Source organism: Streptomyces sp. NPDC020807 (assembly GCF_040641575.1).
Classification (GTDB): Bacteria; Actinomycetota; Actinomycetes; order Streptomycetales; family Streptomycetaceae; genus Streptomyces.
In genome coordinates, this window is record NZ_JBFADU010000009.1 from 99,793 (window position 1) to 121,746 (window position 21,954).

Here is a 21,954-nt window from a genome sequence, read left to right on the forward strand (position 1 = left end):
GTCCGTATTGACGGGAACGCCGCGCATGGGGAGTACTCCCCTCCGCACGAAGAACAGTACCCGAAAGACCAAGAGAAGGTAAAGGACTGGATAAAGAGGCCTCAAAAGACCAGGTCAGAACCGCTTTACCGGAGAGGCTTCGGCGATGCGCGCGAGGACCTGCCGCAGGACCGCGCTACCCGGCGGGAAGACCGGGGGCTCGTACGACCAGGCGTGGCCGACCCACGGGTCGGCGAGGTGGTCGTCGGGCACGGGCGTGAGGCGCAGCAGCGAGCGCCACAGGGGGTCGAGCACCGGTCCGTACGCGGCGGCGTCCTCCCGGTCGGCCACCATGAGGAGGTGGACGCCGACGCCGGGGCCCTCGTCGGCGAGGTACCGCAGCCGGGTCACCGCCCGGTCGTCGAAGCCGTGCGGGAAGTCGTGCACGATCAGCAGCTGCCGCGCCGTGTCCAGGCCGGGCGGCAGCGCGTCCGTCGCGCCGTTCCGCAGGGCCATCTGGAGCAGGTCGACCCGCTCCGTGAGCTGTTCGAGCACCGTCGTGACCCCGGTGGCTCCCCGGGCGGGCGGGGCGGCGAGCACGCCCGCCTCCACGAGCGGGGCGAGCGCGGCCGCCCCGGCGCCCGCCGCGTCGACGGCGTGGACCGCGAACGATCCGGCCGGGTGCGCCGCGAGCAGCCGGGTCGCGTGGGCGACCGCGCTGTCCAGCGCGAGCCGGCGCAGCTGGGCCTCGTCGAGCAGGTTGGCCGCCTCGGAGTGGCCGCGGCCGCTGTCCACCCACAGCCCGCGCTCCAGCGGCAGCCGGACGAGCATCGGAATCCGCAGGCCGGGACCCTCGGGCAGGTGGAGGTCGCCCAGGCGTACGGCCATGGGCTCCTCCGCCGGACTCCGGTAGGCCTGCCAGACGGGGTTGTCCCAGCGGGCGTAGGCGGGCGGGAGGGCCGGTTCGACGACCTCGGACTCGGCGACGAGCTGGGCGAGGTCGCGGTCGAGGACCTCCTTGGCCCGCTCGACCAGCTCGTCGTGGCGGGCGCGCGCGGTCGCGCGGGCGGCGTCGTTCGCGCCGCCGACGCGGGAGCGGTAGTCGGTGAGGGCCTCGTCGAGCTCGCGGTCGAGCCGGGACTCGGCGAAGTCGCAGGCGCCCCGGTAGGCGGAGACCGTACGGGCCAGGTCCTCGAACATCCCCCACACCTGGTTGTAGAGGCGCTCGTCCATGGACCAGCCGGAGGCGTCCCCGGCGACGGGGGCGGGCGGGCCCTGCGGCGGCGGGGACGCGGCTTCGGTCGGGGCGGGGCGGCGACCGGGGTGGGCGTAGCTGATCGGCCCACCGCCGGTCGACCCGCCGGTCGACCCGCCGGTCGGTACGACGGCCGTCGGTACGGCGCTGTCGGCCGGGACCGGCGGGACGGGCCCGGGCCGCTCGACCGGCGCGGCCGATACGGGCGGTACGGGCGATACGGGCGGCGCGGGCGGCTCCACCGGCGCGGGCGGTACGGCCGCGCCCAGGATGGACGCGGCCACCTCGGCGGCGCGCTCCAGGCCCTGGTCCCCGAGGAGGGCGGCGAGTCCGCCCTCGTACCCCTGGCCCATCGCCCGGACCTTCCAGGCGCCCTGGCGGCGGTAGAGCTCCAGGGCCACGACGGCGGACTCGCTGCCGAGTCCGGTGATCGTGTAGCCGGCGAGGTCGGTGCCGTCTGCTCCGGTGACGGCGACGAAGGGGGCCGCGGTCGCGCCGAAGCGGGTCGGGCCGCCGGAGCCGGCGGGGAGGACGAGGAGGACGGAGACGCGGTGGACGGCGTCGGGGACGGCGGTCAGGTCGACGCCGATGCGCTGGTCGGCCGAGGCCTGCCGGGGGACGTCGACGCCGGGGAGCGAGGGTGCGGCCGGGTGGGCGACCGCCTCGGCGCCGGCGACCCGGCCCCGCTCGTCGCCGAGGGTGACTCCGGCGAGGACCGGATGACCGGCGGACACCCTGATCTCCAGTCGGGTGTCGGGCAGGGGGTGGTTCTGCCCCCGGACCAGTTCGGCCGTCATCGACTCTGTCCCCTCGGTGTTTCCTGGTGCCGGAGCACGTTCATCCAGAGCACGTTCATGCGGAGCACGTTCATGCAGGGCACGTTCATGCGGGACAGCTCCCGGTGGCCAGATGCCTCCGGGAGCTGTTGCGGGTCGCCGCGCGGGGCTGCCTAGAGGTGCGGCAGGATCGCGGGCATCAGGTCCTGGAACGTGCGGCCGTTGGCCGGGTTGCCCAGGGCGGTCATCTGCCAGCCGGAGCCGGCCCGGTGCACCTTCGCCATGATCTGCGCGGTGTAGTTGCCGCCGCCGTCGAGGGTGTAGCGCGCGAGCTCCTGGCCGTTCGTCTCGTCGACGAGGCGGCAGAAGGCGTTCTGCACCTCCTGGAACGACTGGCCCGTGAAGGAGTTCACGGTGAAGACGATCGCGTCGATGTGGACCGGGACCCGCTGGAGGTCGACGAGGATCGCCTCGTCGTCCCCGCCCTGGCCGGCGCCGCCGACCAGGTTGTCACCGGTGTGCTTGACCGAACCGTCGTCGCTGACGAGGTGACGGAAGAAGACCACGTCGACCGGCTGCTTGTCCGCGAAGAGGACGGCCGAGGCGTCCAGGTCGATCTCTCGCGTACGGGAGCCGAAGAGGCCCCTGCGGGGCGCCGCCTGCCAGCCGAGCCCCATCCGCACCTGGCTGAGGCTGCCCCCGCCCTGCTTCTCCAGGCTGATGGCCTGACCCTTGGTCATGTTGACCGTCACGCGCTTGCCCCTCTCGTTGCGTTCCCCGCGCCCGCTGTCCGGTGCGTGCGGTTGTCCAGCACCCTAGCCAGGGGCACTGACACCGCAGAGTCGCGGTCCGGATTTGTGTCGGTCTTGCAACACACCGGACCGCCTCCGCCCGCCTCCGGTCAGGCGATTCCCGCCTCCTTCATCTGGCGCAACTCCTTCTTCAGCTCTCCCACTTCGTCGCGGAGCCGGGCCGCCACCTCGAACTGGAGCTCCGCCGCGGCGGCGCGCATCCGCTCGGTCATCTCCTCGATGATCGCGGCCAGTTCCGTCGCGGGACGGTCGCCGAGCTCGACCGTGGAGCCCGACTTCCCGCCCTTGGCGCGGCCCTTGGTGCCGTGCGCGGCGAGCGAGGGGACGGGCGCCTTGGCGGCCTTCCCCTCCTTGCCCTGGCGGTAGCCGGTGCCGAGCAGCTCCTCGGTGTCGACCTCCTCGCGCGCGATGGTCGCGACGATGTCGTTGATCTTCTTGCGGAGCGGCTGCGGGTCGATGCCGTGCGCCGTGTTGTACGCGACCTGCTTCTCGCGGCGGCGGTTGGTCTCGTCGATGGCCTGCTCCATCGCCGGGGTGATCCGGTCGGCGTACATGTGGACCTGGCCGGAGACGTTGCGCGCGGCGCGGCCGATGGTCTGGATGAGGGAGGTCCCGGAGCGCAGGAAGCCCTGCTTGTCCGCGTCGAGGATGGCGACGAGGGAGACCTCGGGGAGGTCGAGGCCCTCGCGGAGCAGGTTGATGCCGACGAGGACGTCGTACTCGCCGGCCCGCAGTTCGCGCAGCAGCTCGATGCGGCGCAGGGTGTCGACGTCGCTGTGCAGGTAGCGCACCTGGATGCCGAGCTCCAGGAAGTAGTCCGTCAGGTCCTCGGCCATCTTCTTGGTGAGGGTGGTGACGAGGACGCGCTCGTCCCGCTCGGTGCGCAGCCTGATCTCGTGGACCAGGTCGTCGATCTGGCCCTCGGTCGGCTTGACGACGACCTCCGGGTCGACGAGGCCGGTGGGGCGGATGATCTGCTCGACGAAGCCGTCGCCGCGCGACAGCTCGTACGTCCCGGGGGTCGCGGAGAGGTACACGGTCTGGCCGATCCGCTCCTGGAACTCCTCCCACTTCAGCGGGCGGTTGTCGAGGGCGGAGGGGAGCCGGAAGCCGTGGTCGACGAGGGTCCGCTTGCGGGAGGCGTCGCCCTCGTACATGGCGCCGATCTGGGGCACGGTGACGTGCGACTCGTCGATGACGAGCAGGAAGTCCTCGGGGAAGTAGTCGAGGAGGGTGTTGGGCGCGGAGCCGGGCTCGCGGCCGTCGAAGTGCATCGAGTAGTTCTCGATGCCCGAGCAGGAGCCGATCTGGCGCATCATCTCGATGTCGTACGTGGTGCGCATGCGCAGGCGCTGCGACTCCAGGTGCTTGCCCTGCTTGTCGAGCTCGGCGAGCCGGGTCTCCAGCTCGCGCTCGATGTCGTTGACCGCGCGCTCCATGCGCTCGGGGCCCGCGACGTAGTGGCTCGCGGGGAAGACGTACAGCTCGCGGTCCTCGCTGATGACCTCGCCGGTGAGCGGGTGGAGGGTGGAGAGGGCCTCGATCTCGTCGCCGAACATCTCGATGCGGACGGCGAGCTCCTCGTACACCGGGAAGATCTCGATGGTGTCGCCGCGGACGCGGAAGGTGCCGCGGGTGAACGCGAGGTCGTTGCGCGTGTACTGGATGTCGACGAAGCGGCGGAGCAGCTGGTCCCGGTCGACCTCCTCGCCGACCTTGAGCGGGACCATCCGGTCCACGTACTCCTGCGGCGTGCCGAGGCCGTAGATGCAGGAGACGGAGGCGACCACGACGACGTCCCTGCGGGTGAGCAGGGAGTTGGTCGCGGAGTGCCGCAGCCGCTCGACCTCCTCGTTGATGGAGGAGTCCTTCTCGATGTACGTGTCCGACTGGGGGACGTACGCCTCGGGCTGGTAGTAGTCGTAGTACGAGACGAAGTACTCCACCGCGTTGTTCGGCAGGAGCTCGCGGAACTCGTTGGCCAGCTGGGCGGCCAGCGTCTTGTTCGGCGCCATCACCAGGGTGGGGCGCTGGAGCTTCTCGATCATCCACGCGGTCGTGGCCGACTTGCCGGTGCCGGTGGCACCGAGCAGCACGACGTCCTTCTCGCCCGCGCGGATGCGCCGCTCGAGCTCGGCGATCGCCGTGGGCTGGTCGCCGCTGGGCTGGTAGGAGCTGACGACCTCGAAGGGCGCCACCGAACGTTCGATCTTGGAAACGGGCCGCATGCAACCACCGTACGACCCGGCACTGACAGTCGGGGGGTGATCGGCGCGGCGCCGGGGCGGAAGGCCCGCCGTCACCAGTCCTGGGAGCGGTGGCCGCCCCGCGGGACTGCCCTGCGGGCGCCGCGGCCCGCGGGCCGTCCGGTCCAGTTGGCGGGCTCGCCGTAGGACGGGGTGTGGCGCGGGGCGGGCACGCCCGGGCGGTGCACGCTCCGGGCGGCGGGGCGCTGCCAGTCCGGGTCGCCCATCACGAGCAGCGGGTCGAACATGACGACCACGGCGGCGAGGATGAGGAAGACCGCGGGGCCGATCAGCATGGGCAGGAGGAGCGAGGTCGCGGTGTCCCCGGTGCCCGGCACGATCTCGGCGCCCTGGAGGTGGACGCTGACGGCGGCCATGGCCGTGTAGTGCATACCGCTGACGGCCACGCCCATCACCAGGCTGGCACCGAGGCTGGCCAGGAAGCCGTGGATGGAGACCGCCGCCCAGAGGGCCGCGGTGGCGGCGACGACGGCGATGACCACGGAGAGGGCGACGGTCGTGGTGTCGTACTCGACGCGGCCGTGCAGCCGCATGCCGGCCATGCCGAGGTAGTGCATGGTGGCGACGCCGAGGCCGGTGATGGTGCCGCCGGTGACCAGCGTGAGGGGGGTCGCGCCGCGGTAGCCGACGATGAAGATGCCGATGCCGACCATGACCACGGCGACGCCGAGGCTGGCGAAGGTGATGGGACGGTCGTAGGTGACGGGCGCCTGCTGGACCGAGAAGCCCATCATGGCGATGAAGTGCATGGTCCAGATGCCGGTGCCGATGGAGGTGGCGCCGAGGGCGAGCCAGCCGGCCTTGAAGGTGTCGCGGTGCCGGAGGGACCGGGTGGTGCACCTCAGCCCGAGGGCTCCGCCGAGACAGGCCATGATGAAGGCGGCCACCGGAGTGACGAGCCCGTAGCTGAATCCGTCGACCGTGCCCTGCATGAGCGTGTGCCCTCCACCCCTGGTGCCCCGTCGTCCGAGAACAGTCGGTACCGCTGGGTAGTACTACCGGGGCGAGATTATGGCGCGCCGGAGGCCCGGCGACCACGTGACCGGGGAATTTCCGCTCGTGAGACCGGAGTGAGACCGGCGCGTGATCTTGGACGCGGCTTCGTGCCGGTTTCGTCCCGTCGGTCCGGGGCGTGCCGCCCGCCGCGCCGCCCGCCGCACCGCCCGCCGTGCCGTCCCGGTTCGGGTTGTCAGTGGCGGGTCGTACCGTGGGCGGCATGGAGATCGAAGCGGAGCCGGCGGGCGTCGAGTGGGCGGTGGTGCCGAGCGGCATCGGGCCGCTCTTCCTCGCCGCGACCGGCCGGGGGCTCGTGCGGGTCGAGTTCCACGCCGACGCGGCGCGGCGGGAGCGGATGCTCGACCGTCTCGCCGGGCAGCTGGGCGCGGAGCCGCTGGAGTGTGCCACGGGACTGCTCGCGGAGCCGGTACGGCAGCTCGACGCGTACTTCGCGGGCGCCACGCGCGCGTTCGACCTGCCGCTGGACTGGAGCCTGACGACCGGGTTCAACCGGCACGTGCTGCGCGAGCTGGCGACCGGCGTGCCGTACGGCACGGTCGTGGGGTACGGGGAGCTGGCGCGGCGCGTCGGGCAGCCCGGGGCCGCGCAGGCGGTCGGCGCGGCGATGGGCGCCAACCCCCTGCCCGTGGTGGTGCCGTGCCACCGGGTGGTGGAGAGCGACGGCGGGCTCGGCGGTTTCGGCGGCGGCCTGGAGACCAAGAGACAGCTGCTCGCGCTGGAGGGCGTCCTGCCCGCGCCGCTGTTCTGAGCCGTCGGCGTTCCCACCACGTGGGACGCCTGGCACACTCACGTAAGTGACCCACACGCCCGACGCCCCTGACGTCACCCCGCCCACGCGCATATCCGGCCCGGTCGACGAGGCCGAGCTCCCCGCGCTGCGCCGCCGGATCCAGATCGTCCTGATCGTCACCCAGATCCTCGGCGGACTCGGCATCGCCATCGGCGTCGCCCTCGCGGCCGTCCTGGCCAGGGACGTCAGCGGCACGGAGGCGCTGTCCGGGCTCGCCTCGACCGCGACCGTCGCGGGCCCCGCGCTGCTCGCCATGCCCCTGGCCGCCCTGATGGCCTCGCGCGGCCGCAGGGCGGGGCTCGTCCTGGCGTACCTCCTCGGGGCGCTCGGCGCCGGTGTGGTGGTGCTCGGCGCGGCCGTCGGCAGCTTCCCCCTGCTCCTCGTCGGACTCGTCGGCTTCGGCGCGGGCTCCTCCGCCAACCTCGCGGCCCGTTTCGCCGCCGCCGACCTCGCCGAACCGGACCACAGGGCCCGGGCGATCTCGACCGTGGTGTGGGCGACCACGATCGGCGCGGTCCTCGGGCCGAACATCGCCGCGCCGGCCGGGAAGAGCGTCTCGGGCCTGGGCATCCCGGCGACGGCGGGCCCCTTCGTGTGGGCCGCAGGCGTCTTCGTCGTCTCGGCGGTCGTGGTCGCGCTGCTCCTGCGTCCCGACCCGCTCCTCACCGCCCGCGCGCTCGCCGCCTCCGAGTCCGGCGCGGCGCCCGAGGGCCGTTCCCTGCGTGCGGGGCTGCGGGCGGTACGGGAGTCCTCACGGGCCCGGCTCGCCCTGGTCACGGTGGCCGCCTCGCACACCGCGATGGTCTCGATCATGTCGATGACCCCGGTGGCGCTCACGCACCACGGCGCGGACATCCAGCTGATCGGCCTCGTGATCAGCGGGCACATCGCCGGCATGTACGCCTTCTCGCCCGTGATGGGCTGGCTCTCCGACCGGCTGGGCCGGCTGTCGGTGATCGGGCTCGCGGTGGGCCTCATCGGTGTGGCGGCGCTCGTCGCGGGCACGGCCGGGTCGAGCCACGGGCAGACCGCCCTGGGGCTCTTCCTGCTCGGCCTCGGCTGGTCGGCCGGGCTGGTGTCCGGTTCGGCGCTGCTCACGGACTCGGTGCCGCAGGAGGCACGGGCCGCGGTCCAGGGCCTCTCCGACTTCGTGATGAACACGGCCGCCGGCCTGGGCGGTCTGGCGGCGGGCGTGATCGTCTCGCAGGCGGGCTACGGGCCGCTCACGGCGGTCGCCGCCTGTCTGCTGCTGCCGATGGCGGCGCTCGCCGTCCGCGGCGCCGTCCGCGAGGCCTGACCCGGACGCGCGCGTGGGGGCGCGGGCGGAATGCCCACGCCCCCACCGGACGGATCGCACCGGACGGACCGCGTTCAGCGGCCCGGGGAACCCTGGAGGCCGACGCCTCGGGGGCCGACGCCTCCTTGGCCGATGCCTCAGAGGCTGATGTGGTACGCCTTGCGCAGCGTCTCGTGCACGGTCCAGGTCGTCTTGTCGCCCTCGCGCAGGACGCAGGCGTCGCCGGGGCCGATCTCCAGGGTGTCCCCGCCCTCGACCTCGACGGTCGCGCGGCCGCTGACCACCACGAAGAGCTCGTTCGCCTCCGTGTCGGTGACGACGCCGGGCGTGATCTGCCAGATGCCGCGCAGCTGCTTGCCGTCGGCGGACTCCCACAGCACCTTGCCGGTCACCTCCGGGGTGCCGGAGACGATCTGGTCGGGGTCGAGGGGCTCGACTTCGAGCTCCGCGTCGGGGATGTGCACGGCGAAGGACGGCAGGTCATGAGTGGTCATGGGCGGTGACTGTAGCCGGGGCCCCGGGCGGCCAGAAGACCGGCATCCGCTGGACGGAAACCCTCCGCTTCGCCTCCCACCAGGGCACTTGCCCGAACGCGGGCGCGGCGACGGATTCCGCACCACGCCCCCGCCTGGGCCCGCCGGGGTCCCGCCGCCGGACCGCCCGCCGGACCCCGGACGCCGTCACGGATTCCGTACCCCCGCTTCCGGTGTGGCAGGAGCTCGCCACCGAGGTTTGCGGGGTCCGCGGCCGCGCCAGGAATGGGACATGTCCACACAGGTGTCCGAAGAGGTACGGGAGGCGCTCCACGAGGGCCGGCCCGTCGTCGCACTGGAATCGACGATCATCGCCCACGGCCTGCCGCGCCCGCGCAACCTGGCCGTGGCCCTGGAGCTCGAAGCGCTCGTACGGGACCGGGGCGCCGTCCCCGCCACGATCGCGGTGGTCGACGGCACCGCCAGGGTCGGCCTGGACCGGGCGGCCCTGACCCGGGTCGCGGAGGACCCGGCGGTACGGAAGCTGGGCCACCGCGACCTCGCCCCGGCCCTGGCGACGGGGGTGACGGGGGCGACGACGGTCTCGGCGACGGCCTGGCTGGCGGACGCCGCGGGCATACGGGTCTTCGCGACCGGCGGCCTCGGCGGCGTGCACCGCGAGTGGAGCGAGACGCAGGACGAATCCGCCGACCTGCGGCTGCTCGCCGGGGTCGGGACCACCGTGGTGTGCGCCGGGGTGAAGTCGATCCTCGACGTGCCGGCGACGCTGCAGCGCCTGGAGACCCTCGGGGTGACGGTCGTCGGGTACGGCACGGAGCACTTCCCCGGGTTCTACCTCTCCTCCTCCGGCGAGCCCGTCGACTGGACCCTGCGCTCCCCCGAGGAGGTGGCCCGCGTGATGCGCGCGCAGGACGCGCTCGGCGGACCGGCGGCGGCACTCGTCGTGGCCAACCCGGTCCCGGATGCGGAGCAGCTGGACCCCGCCCTCCACGACCGGGTCCTCGCGCGCGGCCTCGCGGAGGCGAGGGAGAAGGCGATCGCCGGACAGGCGGTGACGCCCTTCCTGCTCGAGTACCTGACGGTGCACACGGAAGGGGCGTCCCTGGAGGCGAACCTCGCGGCGGTACGGGGCAACGTGCGACTGGCGGCGGACATCGCGGGCGCCTACGCCGCGCGGCCCGGACGGTGAGCCCGGCACCGGGTGCGCTTCTCGTCGTCGGGGACGTGGTGACGGACGTCGTCGCCCGGCACCGTACGCCCCTGGTGTCCGCGACGGACACGGCGGCGGAGATCCGGACCCTGCCGGGCGGTGCCGGGGCCAACGCGGCCTGCTGGGCGGCGCGTTCGGGCCACTGCGAGGTGCGGCTCCTCGGCCGGGTCGGGACGGACGCGGCCGCGTGGCACGAGCGGGCGCTGCGGCGGGCGGGGGTGCGCCCCCTGCTCGTCCCGGACGCGGAGGCGGCGACGGCCACCGTGATCGCGCTCGTCGACGCCTCCGCGGAGCGGACCTTCCTCACCGACAGCGGCGCCGCGCTGCGCCTCTCCCCCGCCGACTGGTCGCCGGACCTGCTCGACGGGGTCGCCGCGCTGCACCTCTCCGGCTATCTGTTCTTCGCCCCGGCCAGCCGCGAGGCGGTCGGGCGGGCGCTGCGGGACGCGGGCGACGCGGGCGTCCCGGTGAGCGTCGACCCGGCGTCCGCCGGGTTCCTCGCGGAGCTGGGGACGGACCGGTTCCTGGCGGCGGCGGCCGGGGCCGCCGTCCTGCTGCCCAACGCCGACGAAGCGCGGTTGCTGACCGGGGGCCGCGAACCGGCGGCGGCCGCCGCCGAGCTGAGCCGACGCCACCCCCTGGTCGTCGTCACCACCGGAGCAGCCGGCGCCCTGGTCGCCGAGGGCGGCGCGGTCACGGCGCGGGTGTCGGCGCCCCCGGTGCCGCCCGAGCTGCTGGTGGACTCCACGGGCGCGGGGGACGCGTTCACCGGCGCCTTCCTCGCGGCCCGGCTCGCGGGCGCGGACCCCGCGGAGGCCGCGGAGGCGGGCTGCCGGGCGGGCGCGGAGGCGGTCACGCTCGTGGGCGGCAGACCCGGCGGCACTCCCTTGGCGTCGCCCTAGGGAAGTCCGGTCCAGGCCGGGTGGCGCGGGTCGTCGGCGCGTACGACGACGTCGGCGGCCTCGGTGGGGTCGACCTCCGTCTCGTACCGGGCGAAGGCGGGCAGCGTCCAGGCCTCCTCGGTGCGCCGGGCGAGCGCGGCGGGCGAGAGCCGCAGGTGCGCCGTGAGGTCGAAGGGGAACCACCGACCGAGGAGGAAGGGCCCGTGCAGGACGAGCACCCCGCCGGGCGGCAGCGTCACGTACGGGCTGCGGGTCGCGCGGTCCGTGGCCGGGTCCCACAGGTCGGGAAGGACCCGACCGGTCCCGCCGGGCTCCAGCGGCCCGAAGACCTCGCGCCACAGGGCCCCGGTGTCGGTCCACCCGTCGTAGTACGCGTCCGGGTCCCGCTTCCCGTACTCGTACCGCAGCGAGGCCGGCCGCAGGAACCCCGAGGTCCCGGCCACGTGGACGGCGCGCCCGCGCGCCCGGAGCGCCTCGGCGAGGAGGCCGGCGAGCTCACCGCCGGGCGCGGCGGGCGCCCCGTCGATCCCTGCCTTGAGCCACGGTCCCCCGTCGGCCGGAGTCGTCGCGTCGAGGTGCCCGGCGAGCACCTCGGCCAGCCGCTCCCAGCTGATCGCCTCGTATCGCATCCCACTCATCCCCCCATCCTGCCCGGCGCCGCCCCTCGGGACTTGACCTTGCCACTGGCGTCACGGTTCGACCATCTCCCCCATGGACACCACCACACCCACCAGGGTCGTCGTCGTCACCGGCGCGGGCACCGGCATCGGACGGGCCACCGCGCGCGCCTTCGCCTCCCGAGGGGCGGCGGTCGTCGCCGTCGGCCGCCGGAGCGCGCCGCTGCGCGAGACCGCCGAAGGGCACCCGGGCATCCACCCGTTCGTCGCGGACGTCACGGCCGAGGGCGCCGCCGAGGAGATCGTCGGGGCCGCCCTGGCCCCGTACGGCCGTCTCGACGTGCTCGTCAACAACGCCGGCGTCGCGGCCGGCGGCCCGCTCGGCACACTCGACCGCTCCGTCATCGCCCCGCTCCTGGAGACCAACCTCGTCGCCCCGGTGCTCCTCACCCAGGCCGCCGTCCCGGCCCTCAAGGAGTCCCGCGGCGTCGTGGTGAACGTGTCGACGACGATCGGGCAGCGCGGCTGGCCCGGCAACTCCGTGTATCCGGCGACCAAGAGCGCCGTGGAGACCCTCACCCGCTGCTGGGCCGTGGAACTCGCCCCCGACGGCGTACGGGTGGTGGCGGTCGCTCCCGGCGCGATCGACACCCCGATCGCGGAGCACATGGGCCTCTCCCCCGCCCGCCGCGAGGCCCTGCGGGCCTGGCAGCTCGCCCACACCCCGCTCGGCCGCGTCGGCAGGCCGGAGGAGGTGGCCTGGGCGATCACCGCGCTCGCCGCGCCCGACGCGGCCTTCCTCACCGGCACGGTCCTGCCGGTCGACGGGGGCGCGTTGGTCACGTGATACGACTGCGCGAGGAGGTGGCACCCTTGCGCATCGGTGAACTGGCCCGGCGGACCGGGGCGTCGCCCCGCGCGCTGCGCCACTACGAGCAGGCGGGACTGATCGCGTCGGCCCGCGCGGCCAACGGCTACCGGGTGTACGCGGGGGGCGCCGTCGCGCGGGTCGCGAACATCCGGTACCTGCTGGACGCGGGGCTCACGCTGGACGACGTGTCCGCGTTCCGCTCGTGCCTCGACGGCGACATGCGGGCCGTCGCGCCGTCGCCCCGGGGCCTGGAGATCGCCCGCGAGCGGCTCGCCGTCCTCGACGCCCGGATCGCGGCGCAGACGGCGGCCCGTGACCGCCTCGCGGCGAGCCTGGCCGGCGCCGGGCCCTGAAGCGGTCCGCGCTCACGCCTTCCCGGCGGCCCCGCGCGCGAGTTCGGCCGGTACGGGATCAGCCGGTACGGGCTCGGCCGGTACGAGTTCGGCGCGGCCCGCCGCGATCGCCTCGGCGAGGGTCAGTCCGCCCTCGGCGAGGGCCCGGCAGGTCGCGGCGTCGGTGCGCAGGTGGGTGTCTGCCCCGTGCCCCTCGCCGCCGTACCGCCCGTCCCCGTACTCCACGCTCCCGTCCTCGCCGAAGCGGACGTGGAACTCCCCCTCGTCCAGGGTCACCTGGACCACGCCCGCGCCCAGTGCGGCGAGCGGGTCGAGGAGCGGGACGGCGTACCAGTGCGCGCGGACGGCGTCGGTCGGCCGGGGCTCGCCCAGGTCGGGCGCCCCCCACGCGGCGAGCGAGCGCAGGACGGGCAGGAGGTCGCGGCCGCGCGGCGTGAGCTCGTACACGAACGCCGAGGCGGGCGGCGGGAGTCGGCGACGGGTGACGAGGGCGGCGCCCTCCATGTCCTTGAGGCGGCCGGCGAGCATGTCGGTGCTGACGCCGGGCAGGTCGGCGTGGAGGTCGGTGTAGCGGCGCGGTCCGGCGAGGAGTTCACGGACGACGAGCAGTGTCCAGCGGTCGCCGACGAGGTCGAGGGCGCGCGCGGCGGCGCAGTGCTGGTCGTAGCTGCGGCGGCGTGGCTGACGTGGCATGCGACGCAGTCTAGACATGTTGTTGGACTTTCCAAGCTCGAACTTGGTAAAACCAAGCAACACGAAACCGACGGGGACCTTGGGGAGATCCGACATGGAGTTCCGGCAGTCGAGCAAGCTCAGCGAGGTCTGCTACGAGATCCGCGGCCCGGTGATCGAGCACGCCAACGCGCTGGAGGAGGCGGGCCACAGCGTCCTGCGCCTCAACACCGGCAACCCCGCGCTCTTCGGCTTCGAGGCGCCCGAGGAGATCGTCCAGGACATGATCCGGATGCTCCCCAGGGCGCACGGCTACACCGACTCGCGCGGCATCCTCTCCGCCCGCCGCGCGGTCGCCCAGCGCTACCAGTCCATGGGCCTGCCGGACGTGGACGTCGACGACGTCTTCCTCGGCAACGGCGTCTCCGAGCTGATCTCCATGGCCGTCCAGGCCCTCCTGGAGGACGGCGACGAGGTCCTCGTCCCCGCCCCCGACTACCCGCTGTGGACCGCCGTGGTCACACTCGCGGGCGGCAAGCCCGTGCACTACCTGTGCGACGAGTCCGCCGACTGGTACCCGGACCTCGACGACATGGCGTCGAAGATCACCGACCGCACCAAGGCGATCGTCGTCATCAACCCGAACAACCCGACCGGCGCCGTCTACCCGAAGGAGGTCCTGGAGGGCATCTTCGAACTCGCCCGGCGCCACGGCCTGATGGTCCTCGCCGACGAGATCTACGACCAGATCGTCTACGACGACGCCGTCCACCACCCGGCCGCCGCACTCGCCCCCGACCTGGTCGTCCTCACCTTCGGCGGCCTCTCCAAGACCTACCGGGTGGCGGGCTTCCGCTCCGGCTGGCTGGTCGTCACCGGCCCCAAGCAGCACGCGCGCAACTACCTGGAGGGCCTCACCATGCTGGCCTCCATGCGCCTCTGCCCCAACGCCCCCGCCCAGTACGCCATCCAGGCCGCCCTCGGCGGCCGGCAGTCCATCCACGAACTCACCGCCCCCGGCGGCCGGCTGCGCGAACAGCGCGACCGGGCCTGGGAGAAGCTCAACGAGATCCCGGGCGTCTCCTGCGTGAAGCCCAAGGGCGCGCTGTACGCCTTCCCGCGCCTGGACCCCGCCGTGCACAGGATCCACGACGACGAGAAGTTCGTCCTCGACCTGCTGCTCCGCGAGAAGATCCAGGTCGTCCAGGGCACCGGCTTCAACTGGCCGCGCCCGGACCACTTCCGCATCCTCACCCTGCCGTACGCCGACGACCTCGACGCCGCGATCAGCCGCATCGGCCGCTTCCTGAGCAGCTACCGCCAGTGACTCCGGCCCTCCCGGCTGTCATGATCTAGGTGTCTGGGGCCGAACGATTCGGGGAGGGCGGCCGGTCATGGATGCGGCACTGATAGCCGTGGCGGGAACACTGTTGGGCGTCGTCTTCACCCACTGGTTCCAGGGGCGGGCCGGCGAGCGCACGGCCGCGCTCGCCCGTACCGAACAGCTCCGCCAGGAACGGATCGAGACCTACAGCGCCTTCGCGGGCGCGGTCGTCGACTACCGGCACAGTCAGAACGACCGCTGGTTCCGGGCGCTCCGGCAGCCCGGTTCGGAGGAGGCGGAGGAGTCGCGGCACGCCTCCTACCGGCAGCGCACCGCGGCCCGGCAGGCCCTCTTCCGCGTGCAGTTGGTCTGCGACGACCCGAACGTCCGCCGGCTCGCCGACGCGGCCTTCGTGGAGTCCCACTGCATCCACGAGGCGACCGACGAGGCGGAACGGGCCCGTCGCTCGGAACAGGCGAAGGAAGCGCTCGCCACGTTCATCGCCGCCGCCGCGCCCGGCGTCCGCTGAGGCAGCACCGGAGAGAGGACCGGCCATGGACCTCGTCGCACCCGTCGTCGTCGAACCACTGCGTCGCCGCCGCTGCTCGGAATGCCACCGCGGGCCGATGGAGCGGATGATCGTCGAGTTCAACGCCCTGGTCTGCCTGGACTGCGCCGACCTCGGGCACCTGGTCTTCCTGCGCCGCGGCGACACCGCGCTCACCCGGCGGGCCAGGGAGGGCAGCACCCTGTGGGCCGTGGTCGTCCGCCACAACCGGCGCCGGACCCGCTACGAGCGCCAGGGGCTGCTCGTCGAGGAGGCGGCCCTCGCCCGCGCCGAGGCCGCCTGTCTGGAGGACGCGGAGGCACGGGCCCGGCGACGGGCCCGGGACGCGGCCCGGCGGGCCGCGCTCGACGCCGAGGTCACCGCCGCTCTGCGGGCCGAGGTGCTGCGGCTCTTCCCGTCCTGCCCCGCCGACCGCGCCACGGAGATCTCGGAGCACGCGTCGGCGAAGGGCAGTGGACGGGTGGGGCGCACGGCCGCGGGCCGTGCCCTCGACCGGGGCGCCGTCACCGCCGCCGTCCGCGCCTCGGTACGGCATGTCGACACGCCGTACGACACCCTGCTGATGCAGGGAGTCCCCCGGCACCAGGCCCGGACACGGGTCGCGCCCGCCATCGAGGCGGTGCTCAGGACCTGGCGCGCCGGGGCCGAGGGAGCGGGCGGCCGGGTGCGCGGCTGACGGCGGCGGAAGCACCGACGGCGCTGACGGCTCGGACGTCAGCGCGCGTCGGGTGCGCCCGTGCGGCGTGCGAGGGGGACCGTCAGACCTGGTCCCCGGCGCGGCGGGCGCGGCGGTACATCAGCGCGCCGCCGAGCAGGAGCGCGGCGCTCCCCGCGGCGGCGAAGCCCACGGTGTCCGAGCCGGTGGAGGCCAGGGCGGCCGAACGGGACTCGCCCTGCGGCTCGGGAGCCGGGGCGGGGACGGGAGCGGGCGCCGGGGTGGGCGTCTCGGTCTCCTCGGCCTGCGGGACCGGCACGTTCCTGACGGGCGTCTGCGGGCGCGGCGTCGGGATCTCGACCGGCTGCTCCGGCTTCGCGGGGCCGTTCACCGCGGTGTTGCCCACGGCCGGGTTGCCGATACCGACGACGTTGACGGAGTTGCCGCTGACGTTGACGGGGAGGTCGATCGGCAGCTGGATGCCGTTGCCGGAGAGGATGCCGGGCGAGCCCTTGGCCTCGGTCTCGGCGGTGGCCCCGCCGCCGTTGGAGGAACCGCCGTGCGCGGAGCCGCCGTTGCCGGAGCCGCCCTGCTCGCCGCCGCGCGGGGTGCCGGGCAGGTCCTTGTGCGCGCGGTCGCCGCCGCGCTCCTCGCCGTACCCGCCGGGCGCGGGCGCGGCCGAGGTGTTGGCGCACTTGTTGCCCGCCGCCGGGTTGAGCAGCCCGACGACGTTGACCGTGTTGCCACAGAGGTTGACCGGGACGTGCACGGGCAGCTGGATCGTGTTGCCGGAGATGACTCCCGGCGAATTGACCGCGGCGCCCTGGGCGCCCGCGTCGGCGTGCGCGGCCCCCGCCGAGAGCGCGAGCGCGCCGCCCGTGACCATCAGAGTGGCCAGACCACTTCGGCGAATCTGCCTCATGGCTTCCTGCCTTCCGGAGATGTGCACGGGCAAGTGCCCGTACCGGAATAAACGCGACGAACGCGGTTGCCGGATCCGGCCGTTGGAGGGATTCACCCCTTCGAGTGGAGTGCCGTTCGGGTGTCGGGGTGTCCCTCGCCTCAGCCTCCCAGGAGGTCCGTGAGGGCGCCGACCGGGTCGGGGTCGGGGGCTCCGCGCGGCCACCAGTCCTCGCGTCCGGCGTCCGACTCGTAGCCGTACCAGAGACTGTCCCGGCCCAGTCTGAGCTGGAGCGATTCGGTGGAGAGCTGGTTGCGCCAGGGGCGGAAGGCGGGGAAGTCGGCGGCGAGCAGGGCGGGCCTGGCCCGGTCGAACGGACCCGCGGGCGGGTCCCAGGGCTCCTCCAGTACGGCGAGGCCGGCGGCACCGCCCTGCCGCCAGGCGGCGACGGCGCGGGCGAGGTCCGTGGGGGTGCGGTCGAGCGCGTAGGCCAGGTCGCGGTAGAGAGCGCGCGTCGAGGCGGTGAGTCCGGAGCCGGGGTGCGCGGCGGCCAGCCGTACCGCGTCCTGCCAGGGGGTGAGCTCGGCGACCGCGTCGTGCCCGCTCGCGAGGAAGGCGTGGGCACGGACGGCGGCCTCGCTCGCGAGGAGGTCGAGGGCGAGCGGGTCGGGGGCGGCCGGGTCGGGCGGGAAGACGGCCGGGCGGCCGGGCCGGTCGGGGACCGGCAGCTCGGGGGGCAGGGGCGGGAGCCCGGACCCGCCGGCGGTGGCGAGCGCGACGCGGGCGGAGACCGTCGCCATCGGCGGGGCGGTGGCGGTCGTCTCGGCGGCGGACGCCGCCGCGTTCCGCCGCGTGAGCTCGGCGAGCAGCTCCTGCTCGCCGCGTCCGCGCATCAGGAAGAGGACGAACGGATCCTCGTCGAGGAGCCGGGCCGCCTGGTAGCAGAGGGCGGCCGCGTGCTTGCAGGGGTAGCCGTCGTCCGGGCAGGAGCAGTCGGGGACGAGGTCGCCGGGGGCGGGCAGCAGTCCCGTGACCGCTTCGAGGGCGTGCGGAACGTCCTTGTCGAGCAGGGCCGCGATGTGCTCGGGCCGGGCCGTGGCCTCGTCGAGGAACCGCTCCCAGCCGTCGTCGCCGAGGGTCCGCATCCTGAGCTCGGTGCGGTACGGCCGGGGGCGCGTGCCGTGCACGTAGGCGACGACCCGGCCGGGGGTGACGGTGATCGCGTCGACGTGGCCGCGTCCCGCGTACGCCTTCCCGCGCGCGAGGCGGGCCTGATCAAGGGCGGTGTCCTCCAGGGCCTCCACCCAGGCGTTGCCCCACCAGGTGGCGGCGAACCTCCCGTCGGGCGCTTCCCTGGGCGCCACCGGCGGGAAGCTGCGGCGGCGGTCGTCGTGGCGGGGGCCCGCCCCGCGCGTGGGACGTGCCGGGGTCACGCGGACCTCCTCAGGGACACCAGGTCGGCCAGCTCGCGGTCGGTCAGTTCGGTGAGGGCGGCCTCGCCCGAGCCGAGGACGGCGTCGGCCAGGGCGCGCTTCGCGCGGAGCATCTCGGCGATGCGGTCCTCGACCGTGCCCTCGGCGACGAGCCGGTGGACCTGCACGGGCTGGGTCTGGCCGATCCGGTAGGCCCGGTCGGTTGCCTGTTCCTCGACGGCCGGGTTCCACCAGCGGTCGTAGTGCACGACGTGCCCGGCGCGGGTGAGGTTGAGGCCGGTCCCTGCGGCCTTGAGGGAGAGCAGGAAGACGGGCACCTCCCCGTCCTGGAAGCGGTCGACCATCCGCTCGCGCTCGGCCACCGGCGTGCCGCCGTGGAGCAGTTGCGCGGGGATGCCGCGCGCGGCCAGGTGGTCGGCGAGGAGCCTGGCCATCGACACGTACTGGGTGAAGACGAGCACGGAACCGTCCTCGGCGAGGATCGTGTCGAGCAGCTCGTCGAGGAGGGCGAGCTTGCCGGAGCGCCCGGCGAGCCGCGCGGTGCCGCCGCCGCGCGGCGCCTGTTCCTTGAGGTACTGCGCGGGGTGGTTGCAGATCTGCTTGAGGGAGGTCAGCAGCTTCATCACGAGCCCGCGGCGGGCCATGCCCTCCGCGCCCTCGATCCGCGCCATCGTCTCCCGGACGACCGCCTCGTACAGGGATGCCTGTTCCCGGGTGAGGGAGACGGGGTGGTCGGACTCGGTCTTGGGCGGCAGCTCGGGGGCGATGCCGGGGTCGGACTTGCGGCGGCGCAGCAGGAACGGCCGCACGAGCCGGGCGAGCCGCTCGACGGCCTCCTCGTGCTCGATCTCCTCGTTGTTCTCGACGGCCCTCGCGTGGCGGGCGCGGAAGGCCTTGAGGGGGCCGAGGAGACCGGGGGTGGTCCAGTCCAGGAGCGCCCAGAGCTCGGAGAGGTTGTTCTCCACGGGGGTGCCGGTCAGGGCGACGCGCGCGGGGGTGGGGATCTCGCGCAGCGCCTTCGCGGTCGCGGAGAACGGGTTCTTGACGTGCTGCGCCTCGTCGGCGACGACCATCCCCCACTCCCGCGCGGCGAGTTGGGCGACGCTCGTGCGCAGGGTGCCGTAGGTGGTGAGGACGAACCCGCCGTCGACGCCGTCGAGGCCGCGGTCCGCTCCGTGGAAGCGGCGCACGGGCGTGCCGGGGGCGAACTTCTCGATCTCCCGCTGCCAGTTGCCGAGGAGGGAGGCGGGGCAGACGACGAGGGTCGGGGCGCGGCGGGCGCGCCGCAGGTGGAGGGCGATCAGGGTGACGGTCTTGCCGAGGCCCATGTCGTCGGCGAGGCAGCCGCCGAGGCCGAGCGAGGTCATCAGGTCGAGCCAGGCGAGGCCGCGGAGCTGGTAGTCGCGGAGGGTGGCGGTCAGGCCGGGCGGGGCCTCCACGGCCTCGGGGCCGCCCGTGAGCCGGTCGCGGAGGGCGGCGAGCGCCCCGACGGGCACGGCCGGGACGGTCTCCCCGTCGACCTCCGCCGTGCCGGTGAGGGCGACGGCGAGGGCGTCGACGGGCTCCAGGAGGCCGAGCTCGCGCCTGCGGGCCTTGCGGACGAGCGCGGGGTCGACGACGACCCACTGGTCTCGCAGGCGCACGACCGGCCGGTGGGTCTCGGCCAGGAGGTCCATCTCCCGGTCGGTGAGCGGGTCCCCGTCCAGGGCCAGCTGCCAGTTGAACTGCAGCAGCTCCTCGCTGTCGAAGAAGGACGTGCCGTCGGTCGCCGAGCCCGGGGCTGCGTGGGCGGGCCTGACCACGGCGGAGGCGCTGAGCGAGCGGGCCAGCTCGCGCGGCCAGTGGAGGGCGACCCCCGCGTCGGCGAGCCGGGCCGCGGCGGGGCCGAGGAGCTCGTACAGCTCGTCCTCGGTGACGGCGAGGACGTCGGGCACGTCCCGCTCCAGGAGGCGCGCGAGCGGCGGCCAGACGCGGGCCGCCCTGCGCAGGGCGAGGACCGCGTCGATCCGCGCGCGCGGCCCGAAGTGCTCCCCCTCGCCGGCCCAGAGGTCGTGGGCGTCGATGACGAGGGTCGGGTCGGCGAGGCTGTGGATCTGGAGGATCGCGGCGGCCGCCTGGCGCAGGTCGCCGCCCTCCTCCCCGGCCGCGGTGTCGGCGATGTCGAAGAGCTCGTACCCCGACAGGTCGAGTCGGAGCGAGACCCGCACGCCCGCGTCCATCCCGGCGGCGGCCTCCGCCGCCCAGGCACGCGCGCGCGGCAGGTGCTGGGGCTCGCGGGCCGCGAACGGCGCGCCGACGGCGAACGCCGCGGCGGGCGTACGGGGCAGGGTGTCGGCGACCGCGTCGAGGAAGGCCCGGACGAGGGCCTCGGGCTCCGGCAGCCGCAGCGGGCCCGGGCCGGGCACGGGCACGGCGTGGGCCTCGTACGGCATGGCGGCGGCGACGGCCCGCAGGTGGGCGATGTCCTCGGCGTCCAGCGGCCCGGCCCGCCAGGCGTCCAGGTCCTCCGCGGTCAGGCCGGGCAGCAGCCTGCCGCGGGCGGTCAGCTGGAGGGCGTGCAGAGCGGCGGCGCCCCAGCAGGCGGTGGCGGGGTGCGCGGCCGGGTGGTGGCGGGCCGCGACGAGCCGGGGCAGGGCGGCGACGACGGGGAGGGAGACGGCGGGGACCGCCTTGGCGCGCGCCCCGCCGCCGTGCCGCCCGGCGACGGTCAGCTCGACCCGCTCGGCGCCCTCCGAGGCGACGGGCTCGGGCAGGGGGCTCCCGCCGGGCGTCCAGAAGGCGACGCGACCCTCGCGCGGCAGGGCGGCCGGGAGGAAGACGGCGGCGCTCGTGATCCAGTCCAGGGACACTCCCCGCTCTCCTTCCCGCGTTGTCCACCAGCACCTCCGACCTTACGGGTGGGGTCTGACAATCGGCCTCGACGACCCGTTCCCCCGTGCGGCCCATCAGCGGATGACAGCGCATGCGGCAGGCGGCATGGTGGCGCCAGGACCAGGGGTGGACCCGGACTGCTGCCGACCGCCGCCTTCGCACGACAGAAGAGGATTCGACATGTCCGTTCGCCGGCGTCTCACCACGGCCACCGGGGTCGCCCTGCTCACCTTCGCGGTCGCCGGCTGCTCGGGCCTCGGCCGCAGCGCCGTGGGCACGATCTCGTACGAGACCGAGCGCCGGCTCGCGGTGACCGTGACCAGCCCCTCGGTGAAGGGCTGCCACCGCATGGCGCCGTCGGGCGTGACCCGGGTCGCCAACGAGAGCCTGGTCGACATCGTCCTGTACCGGACCCGGGACTGCCGGGGGGAGAACTCCACCTACCTCCCCAGCAACAGCAGCAACGAGATCGTGCCGGACACCCTGCCCTGGCGCAGCTACAGCGTCATCCACTGACCCCGCCCGTCGGCACCTGCCGGCCTCCCGTCCCTTCCCCCTCCCCTTCCGCGGGTCCATGCTGGAAGGTGACCGGGGATGGACGGGAGGCCGACCGTCATGCGTTCCGGGAACGAGCCCGCCACCGCGCGCAGCGCCCTGCGCCTGCGGTTCTGGCTGAGCCTGTGGGGGCTGGTCTGGGCCGTCTTCGGCACGACGGTGTTCTCGCTGGTGGGCCGCCCCGGGTGGGCCGCCGCCTGCGGCGTCCTCCTCCTGGTGGTCGTGGTCGACCTCGGTCTGGTCCTGCGCCGTCTCCACCAGGGCCCGCACTGGCAGCCGGGCCGTGACGTACCGCCGTACGAGCCGGACCACGGCGACGGCCGCGGCCGCTGAGC

General features: G+C 74.4%; 21 protein-coding genes. 11 read left to right on the plus strand and 10 right to left on the minus strand.

What is annotated here, in order from left to right; genetic code table 11:
* Positions 1–114: 114 nt before the first annotated feature.
* The 4 genes from AB0G79_RS16620 to AB0G79_RS16635 all read right to left on the minus strand — a co-directional run bounded on the left by AB0G79_RS16620 (position 115) and on the right by AB0G79_RS16635 (position 6,021).
* Positions 115–2,031 (minus strand): TerD family protein, encoded by a 1,917-nt coding sequence (locus AB0G79_RS16620; protein WP_360806881.1) that lies wholly within the window; start codon positions 2,029–2,031, stop codon positions 115–117.
* A gap of 152 nt (positions 2,032–2,183) precedes the next feature.
* Positions 2,184–2,762 carry a TerD family protein gene (locus AB0G79_RS16625; RefSeq protein ID WP_360806883.1) on the minus strand — a complete coding sequence of 193 codons (579 nt, stop codon included), beginning with the start codon at positions 2,760–2,762 and terminating at the stop codon, positions 2,184–2,186.
* A 149-nt stretch (positions 2,763–2,911) separates the two neighbouring features.
* Entirely contained in the window at positions 2,912–5,050 is a 2,139-nt protein-coding gene (gene uvrB, locus AB0G79_RS16630) for an excinuclease ABC subunit UvrB (protein ID WP_360806885.1), read from the minus strand.
* 71 nt (positions 5,051–5,121) lie between these two features.
* Entirely contained in the window at positions 5,122–6,021 is a 900-nt protein-coding gene (locus AB0G79_RS16635; protein ID WP_360806887.1) for an MHYT domain-containing protein, read from the minus strand.
* Between the two features lie 284 nt (positions 6,022–6,305).
* On the opposite strand from AB0G79_RS16635, the gene AB0G79_RS16640 reads away from it, so the two are divergent.
* Together AB0G79_RS16640 and AB0G79_RS16645 are read left to right on the plus strand one after the other, a co-directional pair.
* Positions 6,306–6,854, plus strand: coding sequence for a methylated-DNA--[protein]-cysteine S-methyltransferase (locus AB0G79_RS16640; RefSeq protein ID WP_360806889.1), 549 nt, complete (start codon positions 6,306–6,308; stop codon positions 6,852–6,854).
* A gap of 46 nt (positions 6,855–6,900) precedes the next feature.
* Complete coding sequence (locus AB0G79_RS16645; RefSeq protein WP_360806891.1) at positions 6,901–8,193, plus strand: MFS transporter; 1,293 nt, start codon at positions 6,901–6,903, stop codon at positions 8,191–8,193.
* Between the two features lie 137 nt (positions 8,194–8,330).
* On the opposite strand, the gene AB0G79_RS16650 is transcribed toward AB0G79_RS16645, so the two are convergent.
* Positions 8,331–8,687 carry a cupin domain-containing protein gene (locus AB0G79_RS16650; protein WP_360806893.1) on the minus strand — a complete coding sequence of 119 codons (357 nt, stop codon included), beginning with the start codon at positions 8,685–8,687 and terminating at the stop codon, positions 8,331–8,333.
* A gap of 271 nt (positions 8,688–8,958) precedes the next feature.
* On the opposite strand from AB0G79_RS16650, the gene AB0G79_RS16655 reads away from it, so the two are divergent.
* Together AB0G79_RS16655 and AB0G79_RS16660 are read left to right on the plus strand one after the other, a co-directional pair.
* Positions 8,959–9,876, plus strand: a complete 918-nt coding sequence (locus AB0G79_RS16655; RefSeq protein WP_360806895.1) for a pseudouridine-5'-phosphate glycosidase — start codon at positions 8,959–8,961, stop codon at positions 9,874–9,876.
* Entirely contained in the window at positions 9,873–10,799 is a 927-nt protein-coding gene (locus AB0G79_RS16660; RefSeq protein ID WP_360806897.1) for a PfkB family carbohydrate kinase, read from the plus strand. The genes AB0G79_RS16655 and AB0G79_RS16660 overlap by 4 nt, the downstream gene beginning before the upstream one ends.
* Here the strand turns inward: AB0G79_RS16660 and AB0G79_RS16665 are convergent.
* Positions 10,796–11,428, minus strand: coding sequence for a uridine kinase (locus tag AB0G79_RS16665; RefSeq protein ID WP_360807074.1), 633 nt, complete (start codon positions 11,426–11,428; stop codon positions 10,796–10,798). The genes AB0G79_RS16660 and AB0G79_RS16665 overlap by 4 nt on opposite strands.
* Positions 11,429–11,510: 82 nt before the next feature.
* On the opposite strand from AB0G79_RS16665, the gene AB0G79_RS16670 reads away from it, so the two are divergent.
* Together AB0G79_RS16670 and AB0G79_RS16675 are read left to right on the plus strand one after the other, a co-directional pair.
* The gene (locus AB0G79_RS16670) at positions 11,511–12,263 is read left to right on the plus strand and encodes an SDR family oxidoreductase (RefSeq protein WP_360806899.1); all 753 of its coding nucleotides are present in this window, start codon (positions 11,511–11,513) and stop codon (positions 12,261–12,263) included.
* A 26-nt stretch (positions 12,264–12,289) separates the two neighbouring features.
* Positions 12,290–12,640, plus strand: coding sequence for a MerR family transcriptional regulator (locus AB0G79_RS16675; protein ID WP_360806901.1), 351 nt, complete (start codon positions 12,290–12,292; stop codon positions 12,638–12,640).
* Between the two features lie 12 nt (positions 12,641–12,652).
* Here AB0G79_RS16675 and AB0G79_RS16680 read toward each other — a convergent pair whose 3' ends face one another.
* A complete protein-coding gene (locus tag AB0G79_RS16680) occupies positions 12,653–13,333 on the minus strand; it encodes a helix-turn-helix domain-containing protein (protein ID WP_360806902.1) in 681 nt (226 codons plus the stop codon).
* 94 nt (positions 13,334–13,427) lie between these two features.
* On the opposite strand from AB0G79_RS16680, the gene AB0G79_RS16685 reads away from it, so the two are divergent.
* From AB0G79_RS16685 to AB0G79_RS16695, 3 genes are all read left to right on the plus strand, one after another.
* Positions 13,428–14,639: a pyridoxal phosphate-dependent aminotransferase gene (locus AB0G79_RS16685; protein ID WP_360806904.1), complete on the plus strand. Its 1,212-nt coding sequence runs from the start codon at positions 13,428–13,430 to the stop codon at positions 14,637–14,639.
* Positions 14,640–14,706: 67 nt separating this feature from the next.
* Positions 14,707–15,165, plus strand: a complete 459-nt coding sequence (locus AB0G79_RS16690) for a hypothetical protein (protein WP_360806906.1) — start codon at positions 14,707–14,709, stop codon at positions 15,163–15,165.
* A gap of 25 nt (positions 15,166–15,190) precedes the next feature.
* On the plus strand, positions 15,191–15,880 hold the full coding sequence (locus AB0G79_RS16695; protein WP_360806908.1) for a DUF2293 domain-containing protein: 690 nt from the start codon (positions 15,191–15,193) through the stop codon (positions 15,878–15,880).
* An 82-nt stretch (positions 15,881–15,962) separates the two neighbouring features.
* On the opposite strand, the gene AB0G79_RS16700 is transcribed toward AB0G79_RS16695, so the two are convergent.
* From AB0G79_RS16700 to AB0G79_RS16710, 3 genes are all read right to left on the minus strand, one after another.
* Positions 15,963–16,781, minus strand: coding sequence for a chaplin (locus tag AB0G79_RS16700; protein ID WP_360806910.1), 819 nt, complete (start codon positions 16,779–16,781; stop codon positions 15,963–15,965).
* A 140-nt stretch (positions 16,782–16,921) separates the two neighbouring features.
* The gene (locus AB0G79_RS16705) at positions 16,922–18,193 is read right to left on the minus strand and encodes an SWIM zinc finger family protein (protein ID WP_360806912.1); all 1,272 of its coding nucleotides are present in this window, start codon (positions 18,191–18,193) and stop codon (positions 16,922–16,924) included.
* Positions 18,190–21,042, minus strand: coding sequence for an SNF2-related protein (locus tag AB0G79_RS16710; RefSeq protein ID WP_360806913.1), 2,853 nt, complete (start codon positions 21,040–21,042; stop codon positions 18,190–18,192). Before AB0G79_RS16710 ends, AB0G79_RS16705 begins: the two co-directional genes overlap by 4 nt.
* Before the next feature lie 202 nt (positions 21,043–21,244).
* Between AB0G79_RS16710 and AB0G79_RS16715 the strand changes: the two genes are divergently transcribed.
* Together AB0G79_RS16715 and AB0G79_RS16720 are read left to right on the plus strand one after the other, a co-directional pair.
* Positions 21,245–21,580, plus strand: coding sequence for a hypothetical protein (locus tag AB0G79_RS16715; RefSeq protein ID WP_360806915.1), 336 nt, complete (start codon positions 21,245–21,247; stop codon positions 21,578–21,580).
* Between the two features lie 78 nt (positions 21,581–21,658).
* The gene (locus tag AB0G79_RS16720) at positions 21,659–21,952 is read left to right on the plus strand and encodes a DUF6343 family protein (RefSeq protein ID WP_360806917.1); all 294 of its coding nucleotides are present in this window, start codon (positions 21,659–21,661) and stop codon (positions 21,950–21,952) included.
* Positions 21,953–21,954 lie beyond the last annotated feature (2 nt).

Excerpts from the sequence above, each read along its gene's own strand:
- AB0G79_RS16680 (WP_360806902.1), bottom strand. The coding sequence starts at position 13,333 with ATGCCACGTCAGCCACGCCGCCGCAGCTACGACCAGCACTGCGCCGCC.
- AB0G79_RS16715 (WP_360806915.1), top strand. The coding sequence starts at position 21,245 with ATGTCCGTTCGCCGGCGTCTCACCACGGCCACCGGGGTCGCCCTGCTC.
- AB0G79_RS16640 (WP_360806889.1), top strand. The coding sequence starts at position 6,306 with ATGGAGATCGAAGCGGAGCCGGCGGGCGTCGAGTGGGCGGTGGTGCCG.
- AB0G79_RS16700 (WP_360806910.1), bottom strand. The coding sequence starts at position 16,781 with ATGAGGCAGATTCGCCGAAGTGGTCTGGCCACTCTGATGGTCACGGGC.
- AB0G79_RS16720 (WP_360806917.1), top strand. The coding sequence starts at position 21,659 with ATGGACGGGAGGCCGACCGTCATGCGTTCCGGGAACGAGCCCGCCACC.
- AB0G79_RS16650 (WP_360806893.1), bottom strand. The coding sequence starts at position 8,687 with ATGACCACTCATGACCTGCCGTCCTTCGCCGTGCACATCCCCGACGCG.
- AB0G79_RS16620 (WP_360806881.1), bottom strand. The coding sequence starts at position 2,031 with ATGACGGCCGAACTGGTCCGGGGGCAGAACCACCCCCTGCCCGACACC.
- AB0G79_RS16685 (WP_360806904.1), top strand. The coding sequence starts at position 13,428 with ATGGAGTTCCGGCAGTCGAGCAAGCTCAGCGAGGTCTGCTACGAGATC.
- AB0G79_RS16670 (WP_360806899.1), top strand. The coding sequence starts at position 11,511 with ATGGACACCACCACACCCACCAGGGTCGTCGTCGTCACCGGCGCGGGC.
- AB0G79_RS16635 (WP_360806887.1), bottom strand. The coding sequence starts at position 6,021 with ATGCAGGGCACGGTCGACGGATTCAGCTACGGGCTCGTCACTCCGGTG.
- AB0G79_RS16665 (WP_360807074.1), bottom strand. The coding sequence starts at position 11,428 with ATGCGATACGAGGCGATCAGCTGGGAGCGGCTGGCCGAGGTGCTCGCC.
- uvrB (WP_360806885.1), bottom strand. The coding sequence starts at position 5,050 with ATGCGGCCCGTTTCCAAGATCGAACGTTCGGTGGCGCCCTTCGAGGTC.
- AB0G79_RS16690 (WP_360806906.1), top strand. The coding sequence starts at position 14,707 with ATGGATGCGGCACTGATAGCCGTGGCGGGAACACTGTTGGGCGTCGTC.
- AB0G79_RS16655 (WP_360806895.1), top strand. The coding sequence starts at position 8,959 with ATGTCCACACAGGTGTCCGAAGAGGTACGGGAGGCGCTCCACGAGGGC.
- AB0G79_RS16695 (WP_360806908.1), top strand. The coding sequence starts at position 15,191 with ATGGACCTCGTCGCACCCGTCGTCGTCGAACCACTGCGTCGCCGCCGC.